The 22,571-nt window shown below is 32.1% G+C and carries 21 protein-coding genes; 8 read left to right on the top strand and 13 right to left on the bottom strand.

What is annotated here, in order from left to right; translation table 11 throughout:
- The first annotated feature begins 66 nt into the window (after nucleotides 1-66).
- Nucleotides 67-234: a hypothetical protein gene (locus tag NHF47_RS08780; RefSeq protein ID WP_181369189.1), complete on the top strand. Its 168-nt coding sequence runs from the start codon at nucleotides 67-69 to the stop codon at nucleotides 232-234.
- Nucleotides 235-288: 54 nt separating this feature from the next.
- Here NHF47_RS08780 and NHF47_RS08785 read toward each other — a convergent pair whose 3' ends face one another.
- Both NHF47_RS08785 and arsC read right to left on the bottom strand, forming a co-directional pair.
- Entirely contained in the window at nucleotides 289-2,754 is a 2,466-nt protein-coding gene (locus NHF47_RS08785) for a TonB-dependent receptor domain-containing protein (protein ID WP_252764563.1), read from the bottom strand.
- Between the two features lie 80 nt (nucleotides 2,755-2,834).
- A complete protein-coding gene (gene arsC, locus NHF47_RS08790; RefSeq protein ID WP_252764564.1) occupies nucleotides 2,835-3,176 on the bottom strand; it encodes an arsenate reductase (glutaredoxin) in 342 nt (113 codons plus the stop codon).
- Between the two features lie 76 nt (nucleotides 3,177-3,252).
- On the opposite strand from arsC, the gene NHF47_RS08795 reads away from it, so the two are divergent.
- Both NHF47_RS08795 and NHF47_RS08800 read left to right on the top strand, forming a co-directional pair.
- Nucleotides 3,253-4,143: a CPBP family intramembrane glutamic endopeptidase gene (locus NHF47_RS08795; protein WP_252764565.1), complete on the top strand. Its 891-nt coding sequence runs from the start codon at nucleotides 3,253-3,255 to the stop codon at nucleotides 4,141-4,143.
- A gap of 10 nt (nucleotides 4,144-4,153) precedes the next feature.
- Complete coding sequence (locus NHF47_RS08800) at nucleotides 4,154-5,224, top strand: AMP-binding protein (RefSeq protein ID WP_252764566.1); 1,071 nt, start codon at nucleotides 4,154-4,156, stop codon at nucleotides 5,222-5,224.
- A 12-nt stretch (nucleotides 5,225-5,236) separates the two neighbouring features.
- On the opposite strand, the gene NHF47_RS08805 is transcribed toward NHF47_RS08800, so the two are convergent.
- The 4 genes from NHF47_RS08805 to NHF47_RS08820 form a co-directional block, all read right to left on the bottom strand.
- Nucleotides 5,237-6,856, bottom strand: a complete 1,620-nt coding sequence (locus NHF47_RS08805) for a M1 family metallopeptidase (protein ID WP_252766076.1) — start codon at nucleotides 6,854-6,856, stop codon at nucleotides 5,237-5,239.
- A gap of 37 nt (nucleotides 6,857-6,893) precedes the next feature.
- The gene (locus NHF47_RS08810; protein ID WP_252764567.1) at nucleotides 6,894-8,561 is read right to left on the bottom strand and encodes an RluA family pseudouridine synthase; all 1,668 of its coding nucleotides are present in this window, start codon (nucleotides 8,559-8,561) and stop codon (nucleotides 6,894-6,896) included.
- A gap of 78 nt (nucleotides 8,562-8,639) precedes the next feature.
- On the bottom strand, nucleotides 8,640-10,283 hold the full coding sequence (locus NHF47_RS08815; RefSeq protein WP_252764568.1) for an acyl-CoA carboxylase subunit beta: 1,644 nt from the start codon (nucleotides 10,281-10,283) through the stop codon (nucleotides 8,640-8,642).
- 162 nt (nucleotides 10,284-10,445) lie between these two features.
- Nucleotides 10,446-10,772, bottom strand: a complete 327-nt coding sequence (locus NHF47_RS08820; protein ID WP_252764569.1) for a hypothetical protein — start codon at nucleotides 10,770-10,772, stop codon at nucleotides 10,446-10,448.
- Nucleotides 10,773-11,323: 551 nt separating this feature from the next.
- Here NHF47_RS08820 and NHF47_RS08825 point away from each other — a divergent pair.
- A complete protein-coding gene (locus NHF47_RS08825) occupies nucleotides 11,324-12,091 on the top strand; it encodes a carboxypeptidase-like regulatory domain-containing protein (protein ID WP_252764570.1) in 768 nt (255 codons plus the stop codon).
- A gap of 63 nt (nucleotides 12,092-12,154) precedes the next feature.
- On the opposite strand, the gene NHF47_RS08830 is transcribed toward NHF47_RS08825, so the two are convergent.
- The gene (locus tag NHF47_RS08830; protein WP_252764571.1) at nucleotides 12,155-12,565 is read right to left on the bottom strand and encodes a hypothetical protein; all 411 of its coding nucleotides are present in this window, start codon (nucleotides 12,563-12,565) and stop codon (nucleotides 12,155-12,157) included.
- Nucleotides 12,566-12,898: 333 nt separating this feature from the next.
- On the opposite strand from NHF47_RS08830, the gene NHF47_RS08835 reads away from it, so the two are divergent.
- The gene (locus NHF47_RS08835) at nucleotides 12,899-13,414 is read left to right on the top strand and encodes a GNAT family N-acetyltransferase (protein ID WP_252764572.1); all 516 of its coding nucleotides are present in this window, start codon (nucleotides 12,899-12,901) and stop codon (nucleotides 13,412-13,414) included.
- 42 nt (nucleotides 13,415-13,456) lie between these two features.
- Here the strand turns inward: NHF47_RS08835 and NHF47_RS08840 are convergent, their stop codons facing one another.
- Complete coding sequence (locus NHF47_RS08840; protein ID WP_252764573.1) at nucleotides 13,457-15,100, bottom strand: T9SS type A sorting domain-containing protein; 1,644 nt, start codon at nucleotides 15,098-15,100, stop codon at nucleotides 13,457-13,459.
- A 230-nt stretch (nucleotides 15,101-15,330) separates the two neighbouring features.
- On the opposite strand from NHF47_RS08840, the gene NHF47_RS08845 reads away from it, so the two are divergent.
- Nucleotides 15,331-16,035 (top strand): DsbA family protein, encoded by a 705-nt coding sequence (locus NHF47_RS08845; RefSeq protein WP_252764574.1) that lies wholly within the window; start codon nucleotides 15,331-15,333, stop codon nucleotides 16,033-16,035.
- Nucleotides 16,036-16,121: 86 nt separating this feature from the next.
- On the opposite strand, the gene prfB is transcribed toward NHF47_RS08845, so the two are convergent.
- Nucleotides 16,122-17,220 (bottom strand): peptide chain release factor 2 gene (gene prfB, locus NHF47_RS08850; RefSeq protein WP_140999283.1). Its coding sequence is split into 2 segments (ribosomal slippage): nucleotides 16,122-17,156 and nucleotides 17,158-17,220, totalling 1,098 coding nucleotides; the frame shifts between segments, so codons are not numbered across the junction.
- A 47-nt stretch (nucleotides 17,221-17,267) separates the two neighbouring features.
- Between prfB and NHF47_RS08855 the strand changes: the two genes are divergently transcribed.
- Together NHF47_RS08855 and NHF47_RS08860 are read left to right on the top strand one after the other, a co-directional pair.
- Nucleotides 17,268-18,293 (top strand): low specificity L-threonine aldolase, encoded by a 1,026-nt coding sequence (locus tag NHF47_RS08855; RefSeq protein ID WP_252764575.1) that lies wholly within the window; start codon nucleotides 17,268-17,270, stop codon nucleotides 18,291-18,293.
- Nucleotides 18,294-18,449: 156 nt separating this feature from the next.
- A complete protein-coding gene (locus NHF47_RS08860) occupies nucleotides 18,450-18,653 on the top strand; it encodes a hypothetical protein (RefSeq protein ID WP_140999285.1) in 204 nt (67 codons plus the stop codon).
- 122 nt (nucleotides 18,654-18,775) lie between these two features.
- Here the strand turns inward: NHF47_RS08860 and lgt are convergent, their stop codons facing one another.
- The 4 genes from lgt to folE form a co-directional block, all read right to left on the bottom strand.
- Nucleotides 18,776-19,723 (bottom strand): prolipoprotein diacylglyceryl transferase, encoded by a 948-nt coding sequence (gene lgt, locus NHF47_RS08865; RefSeq protein ID WP_252764576.1) that lies wholly within the window; start codon nucleotides 19,721-19,723, stop codon nucleotides 18,776-18,778.
- 128 nt (nucleotides 19,724-19,851) lie between these two features.
- Nucleotides 19,852-20,082, bottom strand: coding sequence for a membrane protein insertion efficiency factor YidD (yidD, locus tag NHF47_RS08870; protein ID WP_252766077.1), 231 nt, complete (start codon nucleotides 20,080-20,082; stop codon nucleotides 19,852-19,854).
- Nucleotides 20,083-20,194: 112 nt separating this feature from the next.
- Entirely contained in the window at nucleotides 20,195-21,679 is a 1,485-nt protein-coding gene (cysS, locus tag NHF47_RS08875; protein ID WP_252764577.1) for a cysteine--tRNA ligase, read from the bottom strand.
- 214 nt (nucleotides 21,680-21,893) lie between these two features.
- On the bottom strand, nucleotides 21,894-22,565 hold the full coding sequence (gene folE / locus NHF47_RS08880; protein WP_252764578.1) for a GTP cyclohydrolase I FolE: 672 nt from the start codon (nucleotides 22,563-22,565) through the stop codon (nucleotides 21,894-21,896).
- Between the last annotated feature and the right edge of the window lie 6 nt (nucleotides 22,566-22,571).

Consider the following 22,571-nt stretch of genomic DNA (forward strand, 5'->3'; position numbering starts at 1 on the left):
GTTATTATATTGCTAAAAAAAATAATTCCTATTATCTTTGGCAAGAATTCATAAATTCCGGAAAACATGTTTGAATTTGATCAGTACTTAGGTTTTTTACTTTTCTTAACCATTTTAACCATTGGTTTTTGGTTAATGATATTTTTAGCATCATTTGTACCTTATTGGTTAGGTGGCGCTATTTTTGAATTAATCAAAGAAAAAAGAGCTAAAAAACAAACGGAACAAGAATAATTAGGATTGTTTCAAAAATAAAAAAAGGACTGCAATTGCAGTCCTTTTTTTATGTTATCCCATGAATTCATCACCACCACCATCATCTGGTCTTTTTTGATTATCACGTTCATTTTTCTTTTTATTGAAACGATAAGTAAACGAAAGGTTAATTTGTCTTTGTCTCCATTGAAATTCAGAAGTACTAATTACGGTTGGTAAATTAACTTCAGAACGTCTTTTTCTAGAATTAAGTAAATCGCTAACGTTTAAGGCAATTGTACCTTTGTCTTTTAAAATATCTTTGCTAAATGCTAAATTAATACTCGTCATAGATAAAGTTTTACCTTGTGCATTCGTTTGAGGTGCCATGTAAAAAGCATTGGCTTGCCAATCGATATTATAAGGTAAATTAATTTTTGAAGAGATTCTACTGAACCAACTAGTAGCTGTATTATCAAAGTTTTGTATCACTAGTTCATCTGAAGAATTGATATAACTATAATCTCCTTTCGTTTCATTTCTGAATAGGTTGAAGTTGGCATTTAATTTCCACCATTTATATGGAGAATAATTTACATTAAATTCAAAACCAGCTCTAATTTCAGTTGCTAAATTGATAGGTGTAGATTCAATAACAGGAACTCCTTCTACAAATAAGCCAGATTCTCTTCTAATAAATTGGAAAGAATCATCAGTTAAATTAACATAAGCTGAAGTATTAAAAGTTACTTTCTTCCATCTTTTTAAATACCCTAAATCAAAGGCATTTGTGTAAGCAGGATTTAAATCTGGATTACCTCTAAAAATATTAATTCTACTAGAATAGCTTGAAAATGGATTTAAGAAACGACCTCTAGGTCTATTAATTCTTTTACTATAACTTAAACTAATGTTGCTACTTTCTGAAAATTCATAATTTAAAGTAGCAGTAGGGAAGAAGTTATTGTATTTTTTAGTATTATAATCATTAGAAGAGATAGAGTTTACTTCAATATTACTGTCTTCAAAACGAACTCCTAAGAAATAGGAAAATTTATTAATTTTAGATCCATATTGCATGTAAAAAGCATTTACATATTCTTTGTATTCTAATAAATTAGAGTAGATGTCATTACGAACCCAATTTCCTGATGTATCCAAGGAGTCGATTTCAAAATCAGTTATGTTTTTTTGAAAGTTACCTCTGTAACCTGCTTCAAATCGTGCATCTTTTCCAATAGGCAATACATAATCTGTTTGAAAAAGATTACGTTGTTGATTTTCAGGATTTAAGGTTCTTTCGATAAGTACATTTGGGTCACCAATAATTTGATCATAAATAGTAGAATTATCTCTTTCTCTGTTTTGAGAAAAGGCCATATCTACTGTTAATTTATGATCTTCTTTTTTAAAGTTTTTTGTGAAATTTGTTGCATATTCAAATGTGAAATCTTTACTGTTTTGATTGTTTAAACGATTTCTAGTGAATGTGGGGTTTCTATTGGCATCATAATTATAGAAAAACACATTATCTGGATTTTCTCCTCTACCATTTTGAATGGTTAAAGAATTTGTCCAAGAGGTTGATTTATCTAAAAATAATTCAATACCAAAATTGGAATTGTAACCTTTATTTAAACGTTCATTAGTTCTTCTTTCTTCCAAAAAAATACTGTTTGGATTAGCTGATGCAGTTGTATAATAGGAATCAGTTGAAGAGTTTCCTAAACTGGTTCTATAATTGTAACCAATATTAGAAAATAAATTGAATTTTTCACTTCTAAAATTGATGCTTGAGTTTAAGCCATAGGTTTCCGGGTCTCCAATAGTTCCTACAAAAGAACCGTTCAAACCTTGTGCTTTACCTTTACGAAGTACAATATTAATAATTCCACCACCACCTTCAGCATCATAACGAGCAGATGGATTTGTAATCACTTCTACCTTTTCAACAGCATCTGCTGGAAGCATTTTTAAAGCATCTGCAATATTAATACCCGCTAAGCCAGAAGGTTTACCATCAATTAATATACGTACATTTTCATTGCCTCTAAGTGCAACGGTACCTTCAGGGTCAACAGTTACTGATGGTACATTATCTAAAACATCACTTACTGTTCCTCCTTTAACCATCATATCTTTTCCTACATTGTAGACTTTTTTATCTAATTTAATTTCTACAGTAGAGCGTTCTGCAATGACTTCTACAGCTGCTAATTGAGCAATATCTGCTTCTAAATAAATAGTTCCAAAATCAGTATTGGTATTGTAGGTCTTATTTTTAAATTCGACTGTTTTAAAGGAGATGTACTCAAAACGAACATTATAAGTTCCTGAAGGAACCTCGAATTTAAAATTACCTTCCATATCGGTTACGCCACCGTTTAATTTCTCAGGATTTTTAGCATCTTGAAATACAACAGTAGCATATTCTAAAGGTAAAGTGGTTCCTTTTTCAAAGATTTTACCAGTAATTGTAATTTTTTTTAAATCTGGTTTTTGGGCAAAAGCCAGTGTTGTCAATAGGAATAGGGCGAAAATTTGTAGTCTTTTAAGCATGATTAATTTAATATTTCCATATAAGACAGCAAATTTAGACTTAGGTTTAAGCTACATTTCCCAATTGTTTGTTAAATATTTCATAGTATTTTGTTAACAAGTTCTTTAGGTCTTGCAATAACGGCTTTATCTCCATTAACAACAATAGGCCTTTCTATAAGTTTAGGATGTAATAACATGGCTTCAATAATAGCGTTGTCTGATAGTTCCTTACCTCTATATTCTTCAATCCATATTTTTTCTTTGGTGCGAACTAATTCTATGGGTTGAATATTTAATTTTTTAATTACACTTGTTAATTCTTCTTTGGTAAAAGGTTCGTCTAAATATTTTCGAATAGCAAAGGGTTGGTCAATTTGTTCAATAATAGCTAAGCCCTCTCTTGATTTAGTACATCTTGGGTTGTGATAAATTGTAATCATTGTTTTTTAATTTTATGCAAAGAAAAAGATATTATATTTTGTAACAAAATATGTAACTTTAACCCTAAAAGAAATTATGTATCTAGAACAAGTTAAAAAATTTACTTCTAATCCTATTTTATATTTTGTTTTACCAGTAGCTTTTTTACTATTGATGATAGCCAATTATGTTTTTAGTATGGATGTTGATACCAATAAAGTTATCAATCAATTAATTGAACAAGTAGGAGTAAACGTTGCTTTTGTATTAATGATAGCTCCTTTATCGGTAGGACTTTTTTTTGTGTGGTTTTGGGTGAAAATAATTCAACGTCAATCAATTACAAGCTTAACAACTTCTAGAAAAAAAGTAGATTTTAAACGTATTTTCTTTTCCTTTTTTCTTTGGGCAAGTATCACCATCGTAATGACTTATATTGCCTATGCAATAGAGCCAGAAAATTTTGTAGTAAACTTTAAACCTAAAAAGTTTTTATTATTTCTTTGTTTGGCTATCATTTTAATTCCGTTGCAAACTAGTTTTGAAGAATATTTATTTAGAGGTAATTTAATGCAAGGGTTAGCATTGGTTACTAAAAGCAGATTACTTTCTTTGTTACTTCCTGCTATTTTATTTGGTTTAATGCACATGGCGAACCCTGAAGTTGTAAAAATTGGGCTTATTATTATGATTTATTATATAGGAACGGGTTTGTTTTTAGGCATTCTTACCATCATGGATGAAGGTTTGGAACTCGCTTTAGGATTTCATGCAGCTAATAATTTGATAGGAGCTTTATTAGTAACGGCAGACTGGACAGCTTTTCAAACGCATTCTATTTTGAAAGATGTTTCAGAACCTTCGGGTTCTTTTGAGATAATTCTCCCTATCTTTGTGATATTCCCCATTCTACTTTTTATTTTTTCTAAAATCTACAAATGGAAAAACTGGAAACAAAAGTTAACAGGAACGATAGATTTAAATTAAATTAAATAGTATGGAACACACTTTAGTTTTAGACCAATTGACTCATAAAAATGTTCATAATCAATTCAAGTTAAATGGCTACCATTTGAATTATGACGATATGTGTCGTGTAGCGTATAGTTTTATCAAAGAAGGGGATGAATATGAAAAGCATATTGGTAGTTTTTTATTAGAATGGTTGGATGATGATTTGTATATTGAGGTAGAAACTTCAGGCACTACAGGAACCCCAAAAGTTATTCGACTGGAAAAAAGAGCCATGATACAATCAGCATTGGCAACAGGAGATTTTTTTGGATTAGAACCAGGTAATAAAGCATTATTGTGTTTGTCGGCTAAATATATTGCTGGTAAAATGATGTTAGTTAGAGCACTTATTTTAGGATTATCTCTAGATATTACAACTGTTGATGGAAATCCTTTAGCCTATAATGAGGAAAAATATGACTTTGCTGCGATGGTTCCATTGCAAGTTGAAAATTCCTTAGATAAATTAAAACAAATCAAAAAGATAATTATTGGTGGAGCTCCCGTTTCTAAATCATTGGTAGAAAAGCTTAAAAAGAAAAAAATAAATGCTTTCGAGACCTATGGCATGACTGAAACGATAACGCATGTGGCTGCTAAAAAAGTTGGTGAAAAAGCCTTTAAAATCTTACCTAATATTATCATTTCAAAAGATGAGCGTGATTGTTTAGTCATTCAAGCACCTAAAATTATTTCTGAAAAAATTGTTACCAATGATATAGTGGAAATCATATCAGAAAATGAATTCATTTGGTTAGGACGCTTTGATAGTGTGATTAATAGTGGCGGTGTTAAATTATTTCCCGAACAAATTGAAATTAAACTACAAGATGTAATTTCAGAACGTTATTTCATTACCAGTTTACCAGATGAAAAATTAGGTCAAAAAGTAATTTTAGTTATTGAAGGAGCATCAAAAGAAATACCATCCACAGTTTTTGAGGCATTGGATAAATTTGAAAAGCCGAAGGAAATCTATTTTGTACCTCACTTTGTTGAAACAAAAACGGGTAAACTCAACCGATTACAAACATTGGAACTAATAAAACAATAATTTTAAATTAGATTATAAATTAGTGGTAATAAAAAAATGAGTGGTTAATACATTTATATCTTTAGTGTCTTTCACCACTGTTGTTGCTTTTTGCCATTCATTAGTAGCGTTTAAGCGAATTTTTTTCTCGCCAATGACAACATCAACGGGCATCGAAAAATTAGGTTCTTCAGTAATCCATCTGTATTGGAAGCTTTTTTTGTGTTTTTTAATTTCTAGTCTTGGAATAGTAGTGTACTTTAAATATTGATGAAACACAGCCGTTAAATCAAGTCCCGTTTCTTTATTGAAAAAATCGATAACCGTTTGTGTGTCTATAATTTTCTTTTTAAAAGTGTTGGAATATTTTAATAGAATTGACCACCATTTACTATCATCATTTACCACATGTCGTAAGGTATTTAATAGTAAAGCACCTTTGTAATACATATCACTACTTCCTTCGTTATTAACTCCAAATTGACCAATAATAGGCTTGTCATTTTGTACATTTTTAGCTTGTCCGTTAATGTATTTTAGAGCGGCATCATAGCCTTTTTGACACTCGATAAAGACCGTTTCGCTGTAAGTTGTAAACCCTTCATGAATCCACATATCGGCAATATCTTTACTAGTAACACTATTTCCAAACCATTCGTGACCCGTTTCATGAATGATGATAAAATCGAAATTCATACCTTCACCTGTCCCTGATAAATCCATACCTAAATATCCTTTTTTGTATTTATTACCATAAGCGACAGCACTTTGATGTTCCATTCCTAAATAAGGAGTCTCGACTAATTTATAACCGTCTTCCCAAAAGGGATATTGTCCAAATTTTTCCTGAAAACAGGCCATCATTGGTTTTACATCTGCATCAAAATGAGCGATAGCTTTGTCTTTATTTTCTCTTAAAACATAGTAGTCTAAGTCTAAGTTTTCTATTTCATCATGGATGTGAATGTAATCGGCAATATTAACGGTAATGGTGTAGTTGTTGATTGGGTTTTTTACTTCCCAATCCCAGCGCGTATAAGCGTCACCTACCGCTTCTTTTTTGATAAAACGTCCATTAGATACGTTCATTAAACCATTGGGAACAGCCACTTTAACAGAAGCACCTAAATCGGGTTCATCGGTTTGAGAGTCTTTTACAGGATACCATAAACTCGCTCCAGTTCCTTGTACAGCCACTGCAATAAATGGTTTGCCATTACTGTCTTTTTTAAATACAAAGCCACCATCCCAAGGGGCGTTTTTTGCAATTTTAGGATTTCCAGAATAGTAAAAACGTACTTTTTCAGTGGCATTTTTTGCTAATTCATTTGGAAAACTTACAAAAACAGCATCATAATCTCTTTTGTAGGTTAGTTTTGTAGTTTTCCATACAATAGAATCCACTTTCATATTGTCAAATAAATCCAATTGTATTTTTTTTGTAGGTTCCACTACTTTAAAAGTAATGTCGTTATAGCCCACAATACTTTTTTCGTCTGGGTTAATTTTAATATTCAAATCATAGCGTTGCACATCAAAGCAATTTCTTTCAAAACGGAGTCCTCCATGCAAAGAGTCTCTACGAGTAAAGTTTTGTGCTGTGGTGTTTTGGTAAACCAATATAAATAAGCTTATGATAAGTAGTTTTTTCATTTTTTCTTGATAGGTTGTATTGTAAGTAGCAGTGTAATTAAAATTCTGCTTCTTCAAAAATAGTAATATTTTCTTTTAAAATAGGATGCCAAAATGTTATTTCTTCTGCGTGTAAATGCAATCTGTTAGATTTAGTACCATATAAATCATCGCCAATTATTGGGCAATTTAATCCTAATGCATGCGATGCATGCACCCGTAATTGATGCGTACGTCCTGAAATAGGGAAGAAGTGGATGCGCGTTTTTCCTTCTTTTCGTTCAATCACTTTGTATTTGGTCTGTGCGGGTTTTCCATATTCATAACACACCAATTGATTGGGTCTGTTGTCTAAATCTACGCGTAGTGGCAAATCAATATACCCTTCATTGTTTCTAACGATACCGTCTAAAAGTGCAACATATCTTTTTTGAACCGTACGTTTGATAAATTGAGATTGTAGTTCTTTATAAATGGCTTCCGATTTTGCAATTAAGAGTAAACCCGAAGTAGACATATCTAAACGATGCACAATTAAAGGACCAGTAGCTTCTGGATATACATCTTTCACTCTTTGATACACAGAATCTTTTACATTTTTTCCAGGAACTGAAAGAAACTCTGCAGGTTTATTAATTACAGCAAGATATTCATCTTCAAAAACAATTTCTATCTCTTTTCCTTCCGCAGGGTTCTCTAAAAAAGGATTGTCATCCATAACAATTCCTTTAAGCATATGTTCCAATATAGGTTCGCACTTACTTCTACAAGCAGGATAAAATTGTTGGTGTTTTCTAATTTCCGATTTTGGTGATTGACCCCACCAAAATTCCGCCATAGCGATAGGTGTTAAATCATTTTCAAAAGCATATTGTAATAATTTTGGAGCTGCACATTCTCCTGCGCCTGCTGGCGGATTATTATCAAATATTGCACCAATACTTTTTAGTTTTTTATTTTGATTTAGAAAGGCATATTGCTTAAATAATTGCTGTTGTAATTCACCCGATTTTTGTTTACGGATCTCTTTTAATTCCGCAATTTTATCTGAAAAAACAAGCATTTCCTTTTTCGCATCTTCTAACTGATAATTCCAGTATTTGGTCATTTTTTTGAGCAGAATACTTTCTTTTTTACTTTCTTCAGAGAGTTCGTGCTCGAATGCTTCAATTTCAGTTGGAGTAGCATTTGTAGCAAATTTTTGTCTCTTTAGATCTCTTGCAATTTTTAATTCCTTGATTCTTTCTTTTTGATTTTGAAGGTCCTCAGTTGCTTTTTTTTGGGTCGTAGCCCAATGTTCCTGAGCCAAAAGATAGTTACTGTCCTTTTTTAAACTTTCAATTTCTCGATTGATAGCATTTAAAACCTCTTCTTCTTTTTTGAAAAAACCATCTTGTTGTAACATATCAAAAACAGGTGGTACAAAATAATTGAGATGATTGTTTTCGGCCAATTTTCCAGAAAAGGCCCATAAATAACCCAAGTTTTCTTCTTTGTCTTGACAAACTAAAACCCCAAACATTTTCCCAATCACTAAACCCGTTTGGTTTTCTTGTAATCCAAAATTATGTTCAAAATCGGTTTGAGTGGTTAAGTATTCTTGTAGTTCTTTCGCAGCTAGAATACTTAATTGATGTGGTTCATAATAAAAGGGAAACGTAAATTTTACTGGTAAAGGAATACCAGATATATCGGTTTTAAAGGGTTGAAAGAATAATTTTGACATGGAGCAAAGATACTTTGTAAAAGTAAAAATCCATTGCGAAGCACAATGGATTTTTTAAATTTAATTTTTTTTATTTGGTTACACCTGAATTACTCCTAAATTAAACGGTTTTTCAATAGGAGCGTGGTTAGCTGCTTCAATTCCCATGGAAATCCAGGTACGTGTCTCTAGAGGATCAATAATGGCATCGGTCCATAAACGCGCGGCTGCATAATAAGGCGATACTTGAGCATCGTAACGCGCTTTTATTTTATCAAATAATTCTTGCTCCACTTTTTCATCTACAATTTTGCCTTGTTTTTTAAGCGAAGCCGCTTCAATTTGCATCAAAACTTTGGCCGCTTGGGCACCACCCATTACCGCTAATTCTGCACTTGGCCATGCAAAAATTAAACGTGGATCATAGGCTTTTCCACACATGGCATAATTACCAGCACCATATGAATTACCAACGATGACTGTAAATTTGGGTACCACCGAATTCGAAACTGCATTTACCATTTTAGCACCATCTTTAATAATTCCTCCATGTTCTGATTTACTACCCACCATAAAACCCGTTACATCTTGTAAAAAGACTAATGGAATTTTCTTTTGGTTACAATTGGCAATAAAACGAGTGGCTTTATCTGCAGAATCGGAATAGATTACACCACCAAACTGCATTTCGCTAGGTTTTGTTTTCGCACCAGTTGTTTTTACTATTTTACGTTGGTTGGCCACAATTCCTACTGCCCAACCATCGATACGAGCATATCCGGTAATGATGGTTTGTCCGTAACCGGCTTTATATTCGTCAAACTCAGAATTATCCACTAATCGACTGATGATTTCCATCATATCGTATTGTTCGTTGCGTGCTTTTGGTAAAATACCATATATTTCTTTTGGATCAAGAGCTGGTTTTTCAGGTTTTACCCGATTGTATCCTGCTTTTTCAAAATCGCCCATTTTGCTTACCACACTTTTAATGCGGTCTAAAGCAGCTGCATCATCTTTAGCTTTAAAATCGGTTACTCCCGAAATTTCACAGTGTGTTGTGGCACCACCTAAAGTTTCATTGTCTATGCTTTCGCCAATGGCTGCTTTTACTAAGTAACTTCCCGCAAGGAAAATACTACCGGTTTTATCTACAATTAAAGCTTCGTCACTCATAATAGGTAAATACGCACCACCCGCCACGCAGCTTCCCATTACAGCTGCAATTTGGGTAATTCCCATGCTGCTCATGATAGCGTTATTACGAAAAATACGACCGAAGTGTTCTTTATCTGGAAAGATTTCGTCTTGCATGGGTAAATACACACCAGCAGAATCTACTAAATAAATGATTGGTAATCTATTTTCAATTGCAATTTCTTGCGCTCTTAAATTCTTTTTACCTGTAATAGGAAACCAAGCACCCGCTTTAACAGTTGCATCGTTTGCCACTACAATGCATTGTTTCCCTTGGATATACCCCATTTTTACCACCACACCACCAGAAGGACATCCGCCATGTTCTTCATACATACCATCACCCACAAAAGCACCTATTTCGATGCTTTTTGCTTTATCATCTAATAAATAATCGATACGTTCACGAGCGGTCATTTTACCTTCTTCATGTAATTTATCGATACGTTTTTGGCCACCGCCTAATTTTACTTTAGCAAAGCGTTGTTTTAAATCGGAAAGGAGTAATTTATTATGGTCTTCGTTTTTATTGAACTGTAAATCCATGAGTGACTAGTTGTTGTTTTTTTATTGGTTCGCTAAAGTACAAAAAGAAAAGTTGAAAGTCAAAAGTCAAAAGTCAAAAGTCAAAAGTCGAAAGTCAAAGGTCGAAAGTCAAAAGTCGAAAGTCAAAAGTCGAAAGACATATTATTTAGGATATCCTTTCTTTTACGCTTTTAACTTCATTAATAAGTCGTTTTGAATTTGCAATACTTTTATGGTTTCTTTTAACGCTTCAATTTCATCTTTTTTAGGCTCTTTGACTGTGAAAGTTGCGGGTAATTGATTCGCTATATCCTGAAAAAAATTATGTTGTAAAGCATGGCATAATTCAATTAAAATACCTGTTTGAATACTACTGTTTTGGGTATATTTTAAGATAGAAACTGCGTCTCTATGGATTTCTCTCCCTAATGCCGACTTATTGATCTTATTTTTTGAGATAAAATCGTTTAATAATTTACCTGTATTGATATTATTTTTACCTTTTTTCATGTGTTTATTTACTTTTATATTCTATTTTAATACTAAAGGTAATAAATAATATACTTAAAGTAAAAAAATAAATACTTTAAGTAACTAATTTTTAAATATAAGTATATAAAAATTTATTAAAAGTAAATAATTGTTTACTTTTAGTAAATGAAAATAAGTAAAATGCTTTTTAAAAATAAATTTGAAAAAGTTGCAATAATAGTTTGTCTATTTCTGTTTTTCGGACTTTTATTAGCTAATATCTCAGAAAGATTTCGTTTTTACTGAATTTAGATGTTTTTATCAAATTGGTATAATGAGTTCTTATTTATTGCTGTTAATTTGCTTACTTTGGAGTGGCGTTAATGCTCTTTTTATATTTTATGAAAAATACGACAATAAAAAGAGACAATGGTTGTGGATAGCAATTACACTATTACCCATTTTGTTTTTTGGATTTATTTTTTTAGCTATTTTTTTTGATCAGGTATAAGTAGAACGCATCTTTAAAAATTGTTTTATCAAACGAAAAAGATATATTTACTTTTACAAAGTGTACTAAATAAGAAGATATGAATACCATTACCAAAATAAATCTTTCAAAGTTGAGAAAATGCAACCAGTATTGGGAAGATATGCCTGAAAATGCGAAAGGGAGATTGTGTTTACAATGTAACCATACTATTATTGATTTTAGAAAAAGTACAGATGCAGAAATTGCACAAGCCCATATATTTTCAGAAGATAAAGTTTGTGGTTTATATAATAAAGAACAGTTGGAATTTGCCTCATCAGCTAACAAAGGGAGAAAGGGAACGCGTTGGAAGGCCTTTTATATAGGACTATTTAGTTTTTTAAGTTGGAATACTTTAGGACAAGAAAAAAGCGATGAAGTAAAGGTTGAACAAACCGATAAGAAGCTAAGCATAAACCCTAACATAACAGTAAAAAAGCAAGATCAGGATAGTTCGATAGTTAAAGAAATGATATTTATATCAGGTACTATTACTGATGAAAAAGGACTAGTACTTCCTGGAGCTTATGTCATAGTTAAAGGTACTGATATAGGAGCAAATTCTGATGAGAATGGTTTTTATAAATTAAATTTATCAGATGTAATTGAATCACTTGAAAAAGTTAATCTAGTATTTGGATATTTGGGTTATGAACAAATTTTATGGTCTCAAGATAAAACTTATTTTGAAGAAATAAAAGATGTAAAAGTCAATGTACAATTTACAGAAACAGTTGAATTATCTGTTTTTTCTATTTATGGAGTAAAAGCACCCCTTCATAAAAGAGTGTGGTATAAAATAAGAAATGTTTTTCGAAAGAAATAATAAAAAAAACACTTTACTTATTTTTAAAGTAAAGTGCTTTTATACTATAATTGTAGAGAAAAATTAAATCTTTCTATTATTTTGTCTTTGTTTAAAAAGGAATAGATTTTCTTGGTTAATAGTACCATTATAATCCACTACATTATTCATAAATAAGAGTTGGATAATCTCTTTAAAATTTTTGTCAATTAACAAGGTAGATTCAATTGTAACCTCATTTTTTGGAAACACTATTTTTACAAAATCATCATCTAGATAAGAGATGGTATTGTTGTTGTTAATTTCGATATAAATCAATTCTGTTTTAGTGTCTAGTTTAAAAAGAGACAATTCACTTCCCATTTTTCTTTTGTCAAAATCAAAAACACTTTTTTTATCGGCTAATACTTTACCTTTTTTAAAATCGATATCTTGTGAATATACTGTAATGCTTAGTAAAAGCATCGTTAACAATAGCATGTAATTTTTTCTCATGGGTTAATAGGGGTTAATATCTTTTTTTTCGGAGTGCAAAATTAATCCATTTAATTGAAATAAAACAATTGATTTTTAGTACTATAAGAAGTTTTTTGCTTTTTTAATTAGCAATATACTAGTCTACAAATTGTAGGAGTATGGATACAGTAGAGATATGTATTTTATGTTGTGTAAAATGTTTTATTTTGGTTAATTTATTAGTAATTTAAAAAAAATGCAGCGCGTTAGTTTTAGAAATTAATAGAAACCAAAGATTCTCATTTGAATTTAAATTATATTTGAAACGAATCTCTTTCAATTCTTTACAAATACCAATTAATAATTCTAGTAATGCATACCGAATACTCATTTAGAAAAGCTCAAATTAGTGACATTCCTGAAATATGGCTCATACTTCAAAAAGCCATTCAAAGAAGAAAGGAAGAAGGGAGTAAGCAATGGCAGGATGGTTATCCCAATCCTGAAGTTATCCAAAATGATATTGAGAAAGAAATCGGATTTGTGTTAACCGACAATCAAAAAATCATAGGTTATACAGCTGTTTTAATTAATGACGAACCCGAATATGCTAGAATAGAAGGGAAGTGGGTTACCAATGCGGATTTTGTGGTATTTCATCGTGTGGCTATTTCAGAAGACTATTTAGGCAAAGGTTTGGCTAAAATAATGATAGGTTATATAGAAGATTATGCTTTGGAAAACCAAATCTATAGTGTAAAAGCCGATACCAACTTTGATAACCATGCTATGATGGCTATTTTTGATCGATTAGGTTATGTATATTGTGGGGAAGTGTATTTTAGAGGAAGTGCTCGAAGAGCTTATGAGAAAGTATTGTCTAAATAACTAACATCTCTATCTTAAAATAGAGATGTTAGTGTATTGCTATTAAAGTTTGATTATTTTTTTTGTGGTCTTTGACCCGTTTTTAGTAAAAATAGTTAGGTAATAGATACCGCTATTTAATTCTATTGTAGTAATTTCTTTTGTGTAAGCCACAGTTATTTTTTGCCCAATATGATTATATAGTATTGCTTTTTCTAAAGAATCATTATTGAATTCTATGGTAAAAGTATCTTTAAAAGGATTAGGATAAACAGTTATTTTATTCAATAAGGTTTGATTTGGAGATGAAAGATTACTTTCATATTCATAGGCACCTATATCTAAAGCATTTGTAACCATTCTTGTTGTACTTTCCTGATGTTTTACATATTCATTCGTTAGATTGTTATCTGGAAGAAGTATGAAAGGAAGTGTTGCCCCCTGATCGATAAGAGGAGATATTGCTGTTAGTTTAAAATCTTGGTTAGCAAAATCTACAAACAAAGGATTAGTACCTGTAATATTATTTCCAAGATTGTTTATTGTTCCTGAGGCTGTACCACAATGGCAATTTACCCAACCCGTTTTAAGCCAGTTATGATGTGTATTGAAAGCCCCTGTATCATCAATCATAGCAAAAGAACTGCCCGATGCCGAAGTATAGATGACATTGTTGAAAACTTCTGCTGTTTCGGCATTGGTGGATAATCGTAATAAGGTAGTGTTTCCTGTTCTTGTTGAAATGACCGTATTATTATAAAAATAGAGCGTCCCTTTTCTATAAATAGCAGTAGTACCACTATCGCCTCCATAATGAACCATTTGGGAATTACCCGCATTATTAGGTTCTATCAATATATTTCCATAAACGTAAGTTGTATGATAAGAAGGATGATCTACTATTACTTGAGAATCTTCAGCATCCACTAAATCCAATTGTCTATTTCCGCTTTCAATCCAATTGTTACGGACCACTAAACCAGCCGAACGGTCTTTTAAATTATTACCATTGGCACCACTTCGTAAAGGGCCAAAATGATTGTATTGATAGGTAATGTTAATACATGCTGTATAGGTATTATGCTCATAAAGACTACCTACATTACCATTATCATAAATATAATTTTTTTCAATTAAGATGTCTTGTGTGGCACCATCAAAAGCACCTATAAATAAACCATTACCAGAATCATGTAAAGTGCATTTTCGGATAATTAAATTTTTAGCTTTTTCTACGTAAATAGATGCTGCATTATTAACATAAGATTGAATTTGATTGTTTTGATTGGTAAATTGATAAGGTGGCCTTCCAGAACGAATTTCTAGATTTTCAATTATAATATGGCTTGGTAAACCATCAGCAGGAACGGATGAACCTCCAATCTTGATTACGCCTCTATTTTCATTCCAAAAGTTCACATTACTAACAGTTACCGCATTATTACCATCAATAACTGGTTGTTCCCCTTGCGGTCCATTGATGCCAATTATTGAGATGGGATTGGGAAGAGTACCAGAACGATTAATTACCCATTTTTCTTTATATGGTGTTGCTTTCCAATGAATGAATACATTATCACCTGGTTGTAAAGTGGTCCAAGGAACTTCTGAAATAGTCGTTAAAGATTCACTAGGTCCTACATGGTAATCAGTTGCATAAACTGTTAGATTCAGTAGGAAAATGAAAGATAGGCATATTTGTTTCATGCTCAATCTTATTTGATAAAATAGAGTACTTTTTTTCATGTTGTTACTTTGTTTGTTTCTATAGTAACGCTTTGAAATTTAGAATAGTATTCTTTTTTAACTATAATTGAAATAATTATTTTAAAATTTCATGCGAGGCAGTATTCTTAATAATATCATAAACCCTTTTTATAACTAAGTAGGTTGTTGTAAATTTGTATATACAACTATTTAGAATAATGAATAATACAATGAAAATACAAATTTGGTCTGATATTATGTGTCCCTTTTGTTATATCGGTAAAAGAAGAATAGAAGGTGCTTTAGCTCATTTTCCACATAAAGATAAGGTAACTATTGAATGGAAAAGTTTTCAACTCGACCCCAATTTTAAAGCTTCAAAAGAAGATAATGTAGTTGATCATTTGGCTAAAAAGTATGGGAAAGATATCGCTTGGGCAAAAGAAATGACTACTAATGTAGCACAAACTGCTAAGAGTGTGGGATTGGATTTTAACTTTGATAAAGCCATTATGGCTAATTCGTTCAATGCACATCGATTATTGCATTTGGCTAAAAAATACAATCTAGGAGATGCTTTAAAAGAACAATTATTAAAGGCGTATTTTACAGATGGTAAAGATGTAAATGATTTGAATACATTAAGCGAATTGGGCCAAGCAATTGGACTTTCCAAAGAAGCAATCGAAAATGTGCTTCATTCGGATGCTTTTTCTGAAGCAGTAGAAAAAGATATCGCTATAGCACAACAAATAGGAATACAAGGCGTACCCTTTTTTGTGTTTGATAATAAATATGCCATTTCTGGAGCGCAAGCTGAAGAAACTTTTTTGCAAGCTCTTGAAAAGACTTGGGAGGAAGGCGATTTTGAAAAAGAATTTATTTTGGATGCAAACTCTAATGAGGCAAGTTGTGATATTGACGGTTGCGATTAAAAAATAGTTTAGTTGGTTAATTTAATTCAAAAAATCCAAATTTCATTTTAAAACGAAATTTGGATTTTTTTAGTCTTTTAAACGATTTATTCTTCTTCTTTTTGTCCCATCATCATGAGATAACCTTTTAAGAATTTATCAATTTCTCCATTCATTACTGCATCAACATCGCTGGTTTCAACACCGGTACGCACATCTTTTACTAATTTATAGGGTTGCATCACATAGTTTCTAATTTGTGAACCCCATTCAATTTTCATTTTACTTGCTTCAATGTCGGCACGTTGTGCTAATTGTTTTTTCAATTCAATTTCATACAACTGTGACTTTAACATTTGCAATGCGCGCTGACGGTTATCATGTTGCGAACGTGTTTCCGAACATTGAATTTGAATACCAGTAGGTTTGTGAACCAATTGTACTTTGGTTTCCACTTTATTTACATTTTGTCCTCCCGCACCACTAGAACGAGCCGTAGTAATTTCGATATCTGCAGGATTAATTTCAATTTCAATAGTGTCATCTACCAATGGATACACATAAACAGAAGCAAAAGAAGTGTGTCTTTTCGCATTACTGTCAAAAGGAGATATGCGCACTAAACGATGTACTCCGTTTTCACCTTTTAAATAACCAAAAGCAAATTCTCCTTCAAATTCGAGTGTAACCGTTTTAATTCCGGCCACATCACCTTCTTGAAAGTTCAATTCTTTAATTTTATACCCTTGCTTTTCACCCCACATTAAATACATACGCATTAACATAGAGGCCCAATCACAACTTTCTGTACCACCCGCTCCAGCCGTAATCTGCAAAACAGCACTCATGCTGTCTCCTTCGTCAGAAAGCATGTTTCTAAACTCAATATCTTCAATATGAGTAATGGTTCTGTCGTACAATTCTTCTACTTCTTGTTCGGTTACTTCGCCTTCTTTGAAGAAATCCAACATAATTTGAAGTTCTTCAGAAAATTCGACTGCTTTATTGTAATCGTCCACCCATTTCTTTTTGGAACGAATATCTCGTACTACAATTTCAGCTTCTTTGGCATTGTTCCAAAAATCAGGAGCAAATGTCTTTTCTTCCTCGTTTGTTATTTCGATAAGTTTTCTATCGATGTCAAAGATACCTCCTTAACGCACCAAGGCGATCAATAATGTCTCTTACTTGTTCTGTATTTATCATAAATATTGTAGTTTTACAACACAAAAATAGAATATTCCTTTTGATTTATGGAAATAAATTTAATTAGTGATACAGTAACCAAACCCACACAAGGGATGTTGGAAGCTATGTTTCAAGCAGAAGTGGGTGATGATGTTTTTAAGCAAGACCCCACAGTCAATGAATTAGAGCGTTATACTGCGCAACTTTTTGGTAAAGAAGCAGCTTTATTTTTTCCTAGTGGAACCATGGCCAATCAAACTGCAATTCGATTGCATACACGACCAGCAGATGAGGTTATTTGTGATAAATGGTCACACATTTTTTTATATGAAGGAGGAGGTGTTGCTGCAAACAGTGGTGTTTCTTGTCATTTAGTGGATGGTAATCAAGGTAAAATAACAGCAGAACAAGTACGACAAGTTATTAATGATCCAGAATTTTATCATGCACCTACTACACGATTAGTGAGTATAGAAAACACAACAAATAAAGGTGGTGGTGCTTGTTACGAATTGGAGGAATTACAAAAAATACGACAAGTTTGTAAGGAGCATGGATTAAAATACCATTTGGATGGTGCGAGATTGTGGAATGCATTGGTTGCCAAAAATCAAAAACCTACTGATTTTGGTCACTTATTTGATACCATTTCAGTTTGTTTGTCCAAAGGCCTTGGAGCGCCTGTTGGTTCGGTTTTAGTAGGTTCTTCCGAAGATATAAAAAAAGCGATACGCATTCGTAAGTTATTTGGTGGAAATATGCGACAGGCTGGATATTTAGCAGCAGCGGGTTTGTATGCTATGGAAAATAACATTGCTCGTTTAGCACAAGATCATCAAAGAGCTAGAGAGTTAGGTCAGGTTTTGGCTTCTAAATCTTGGATTAAAGAAGTAGCACCTGTGGAAACCAATATTGTGATTTTTACTTTACAGTCTAAAGTTGATGAAAAAGTTTTCTTAGAAACGCTAAAACAAAAAAGTATTTTAATATCTTCAATGGGACAAGGAAAATTGAGAATGGTTACCCATATGGATTACAGAGGCGTTATGCATGACTTTGTTATAGATGTGTTAAGTAGGATGGAATTTTAACGACGCTTTCAAAAGGAATCTTCCTACAAAATGCATTTTATCGATAAAAAATGTCGTTTTGTCGGTAATTTTAACACTTTTTACATGGTAGTTTCATTTTTTTGAATTACTTTTATAATGAGTTTCAATCTAATATTAATTTTAACCTACTAAATTATGCCTAGAATGATATATGATTACACAAAAAGTGTACTTGAAAAAGTAAGTTTTGATCTAGATCTTTTCATGAAAGAACTTAAAAAGGCAATTAAAAAATTATTGCCTTATGAAGTGGAACATTTACGAAATTGGTTAGTTTATTTTACTGCTCAACACCCTCAACTTAGGCCAAGTTTAGAATTAGTTACTGAAGCCGCGTAATTTTTGTTCACAATTTACACTATTAATGGTATTACTTAATTTATAAATGCGTTATAATTAGGTTCAAAAGCGAAGAGCCACAACTCAATAGTTGTGGCTCTTTGTTTATATTTCATTTTATTTTAAACCGTTTTCTTCGGTCTAAACATAAAATACAATCCTGCAATAATAAAAGGAATACTCAACCATTGACCGGTAGATAATGCTGCAAAAATAGGATAGTTTTCAAAACCACCTTGACTTTCTTTTACATATTCTACAAAGAAACGAACCGTCCATAAGAGTAATAAAAAGGTTCCAAAAAGCAACCCTGCTTTGTTTCTAGCATCGGTTTTCCAATACATATAAAATAAAATGGCAAAAACGAGTACATAACCCATTGCTTCATACAATTGTGCGGGAAAGCGATAAGGAAAACTCGCTAAAAAATCAGCATATTGTGGATCGTGTGCCAGTGCATTATATGCTTCATTCGCATTGTTCATTTGTGTTTTTGCCATAACCGCTCTTTCTCCTAAAGGACCATTGTATTCTTCTCCACGAATGAATTTCATAGCCATAAAACTATCTTCAGTTGTTGGTTTTCCAATAATTTCAGAATTAAAGAAATTACCTAAACGCACAAAAATAGCACCACTTGCTACAGGAATAACAATGCGGTCTAAAATCCAAAGCATAGGTTTATGGACCACTTTTCTACTGTAATAAAACATTACAATAATAATCGCTATAGCAGCACCATGACTCGCTAATCCTGCAAAACCCGTAAAGTGCAAACTGGGTTTAGTACTTATAGGTAACAAGATACTTAAAGGGTCTTCATGAAATAATTCCGATTGGTAAAAAATAACATGTCCCAATCGTGCTCCTAAAAGTGTAGCAACAACCGTATAAATAAAAAGTTTGTCTAGTTTTTCAATAGAAATGCTTTCACGGTTGTAAATATTTTTCATGATATACCAACCTAAGCCAAAAGCAACTACAAACATTAAACTGTAATATCGAACCATGAAAAATCCTAAATCGATACCTTCTGATGGATTCCAAACGATATTTAATGCGTAATTCATAAGGGAAAATTTATTTGTTTTGTGAGGTAAAAATAAGATTATTATTGGTAATTGAAGTTAAAATAAAATAAAATTCTCATAAACTACTATAAACCATTTCTTACAGAACTTTTTGGTTGTCTAAAATTTTAGGGAACGGGGTCATAGCCACTTTTTCCCCAAGGATGACAGCTTACAATACGTTTTACAGCAAGCCAACCGCCTTTAAATAAGCCGTGTTTTTGTAAAGCTTCTACCGTGTAATGCGAACAAGTAGGTTGAAATCTACACGTTGCAGGTGTGTAAGGGGAAATGGCTACTTGGTAAAACCGAACCAAAAAGACAAATGGAAAAATGAGTATTTTTTTTAGTAATTTAATTGTGTTGCGTTTAAGAATGTTTAATAAAGTTTAAAATAGTTTAAGGTTGTTTAAGAGTAAATATAAAAAACAGACAACATACAACTTACAACCTACAACAGAAAACAGACAACTAAAAAGAAAACCCAGTTCCTTCTTTACCATCTTTCAGCTGAATGCCTAATCCAGCCAAACGGTCTCTTATTTCATCTGATAAGGCCCAGTTTTTATTAGCTCTTGCTTCGTTTCTCATTTCAATAAGCATTTCAATAACACCTTCTAGTTTATTACTATTCACGTTATTGCCTGAACCTTCTAAGTTAATTCCTAAAATATCAGATAGAAACACCTGTAAAGTTTTTTGTAAAGTAGCAATATCTTCGCTGCTTAATGTTTCTTTTTTATCGTTCACTAAATTTATGTAACGTACTCCTTCAAATAATTGCGCAATTAAGATAGGGGTGTTAAAATCATCATTCATAGCGTCATAACAACTTTGTTTCCAAGTAGCAATAGCTAAACTGGATGACGCACTAACCGGTAAAGATTTAGCCAATTTATAGGCTTCCACTAATCGATTGTATCCTTTTTCACTGGCTAACATAGCTTCGTTAGAAATATCTAAAACACTTCTGTAATGCGCTTGTAAAAAACAAAAACGAATAATATTCGGTTCAAATTTCTTTTCAAAAAACGTATTATTTCCTTCCACTAAATCCATTGGTAACACATAATTACCAGTCGATTTACTCATACGAAGACCGTTCATTGTTAACATATTTGTATGCATCCATGTTTTTACAGGAGCATGACCAAAACAACCTTTTGCTTGAGCTACCTCACATTCATGATGTGGGAATTTTAAATCCATTCCACCACCGTGTATGTCAAAAGTCTCACCTAAATATTTTGTACTCATTGCGGTACATTCTAAATGCCAACCTGGAAAACCAGCTCCCCAAGGAGAGTTCCAACGCATAATATGAGCAGGTGAAGCCTTTTTCCACAAAGCGAAATCTTGCGGATTTTTCTTTTCTGATTGTCCGTCTAAATCACGCGTATTGGCAAAAAGTTCGTCAATGTTACGGTTGCTTAATTCCCCATAATTTAAACCTTTTTTATTATAAGCTTGAACATCAAAATAGACAGAACCCTTACTTTCATATGCCAAACCTTCTTCGATTAATTTTTGAGTCAATTCTATTTGCTCTAAAATGTGTCCAGTAGCCGTGGGCTCAATAGTAGGAGGTAAGAAGTTGAAAGTGTCTAAAACTTTATGAAAATCAACGGTATATTTTTGTACAATTTCCATGGGTTCCAATTTCTCTAAACGAGATTGCTTCACAAAACGATCGTTATCCACATCGCCATCATCGGTTAAATGACCTGCATCGGTAATATTTCTAACATAACGTACTTTGTAATCTAAATGTAGTAGATATCTAAAAATCACATCGAAACTCATAAAAGTACGTACATTACCTAAGTGTACATTACTGTAAACCGTAGGTCCACAAACATACATTCCAATATTTCCTTCATGTATAGGTGTAAAAACTTCTTTCTCTCCGGTTAATGTATTGTATATTTTTAATGTTTGACTTTTATAACGTTCCATGTTTTTGTATTCCTTTATTATAATTTGTTATTTTGAAGCTATTCCTGCTATCCATTTCAATTTTTTGCCATGTATTCTTTTTTATTACTCATAAAAAGAGCTTCTACTGTCGCTTTTTTATTCGAATAAAAATAAGAATTCATGTTGCAAAAAGATTTTAATACTATCAGGGCTATTTTAAATTACGACTGTTTGTTTGTATTAGAAAAGAAGCTTAAAATTGAGTGTCTAATTTAATATAATCTAAAAACTCTCTTCTGGTTTTTTCTTCTTTAAATTTACCTCCAAATTCAGCAGTTACGGTGCTGCTTTCAATATCTCTAATTCCTCTAGAATTTACACATAAGTGTTTGGCATCGATTACACAGGCAACATCTTCCGTACCTAAAACTTTTTGTAATTCTTCCACAATCTGAATATTCAAACGTTCTTGAACTTGAGGTCTTTTAGCAAAGTAATCTACAATTCGGTTCATTTTGGATAAACCTACAACAGTTCCGTTTGAGATATAAGCCACATGAGCTCTTCCTACAATTGGTAATAAATGGTGTTCACAAGTAGAATATACAACAATGTTTTTTTCAACTAACATTTCGTTGTATTTGTATTTATTTTCAAAAGTTGAAGAACTTGGCTTTTTATTTGGATGTAATCCTCCAAAAATTTCTTTAACAAACATTTTAGCCACTCTGTAAGGAGTTCCTTTTAAACTATCATCAGTTAAATCCATTCCTAATGTCGTTAAAATACTCTCTACATCTTTTTTTATTCTTTCAATTTTTTCATCGTCAGAAATGTCGAATGCATCCTTTCTTAAGGGGGTTACTGCGCTAGTAGCAATATGATTATTTCCAATTTCTTCTTGGAATTCCTCGTTATGAATCATTAGTAT

The organism is Flavobacterium sp. NRK F7 (genome assembly GCF_024054195.1).
Classification (GTDB): Bacteria; Bacteroidota; Bacteroidia; order Flavobacteriales; family Flavobacteriaceae; genus Flavobacterium.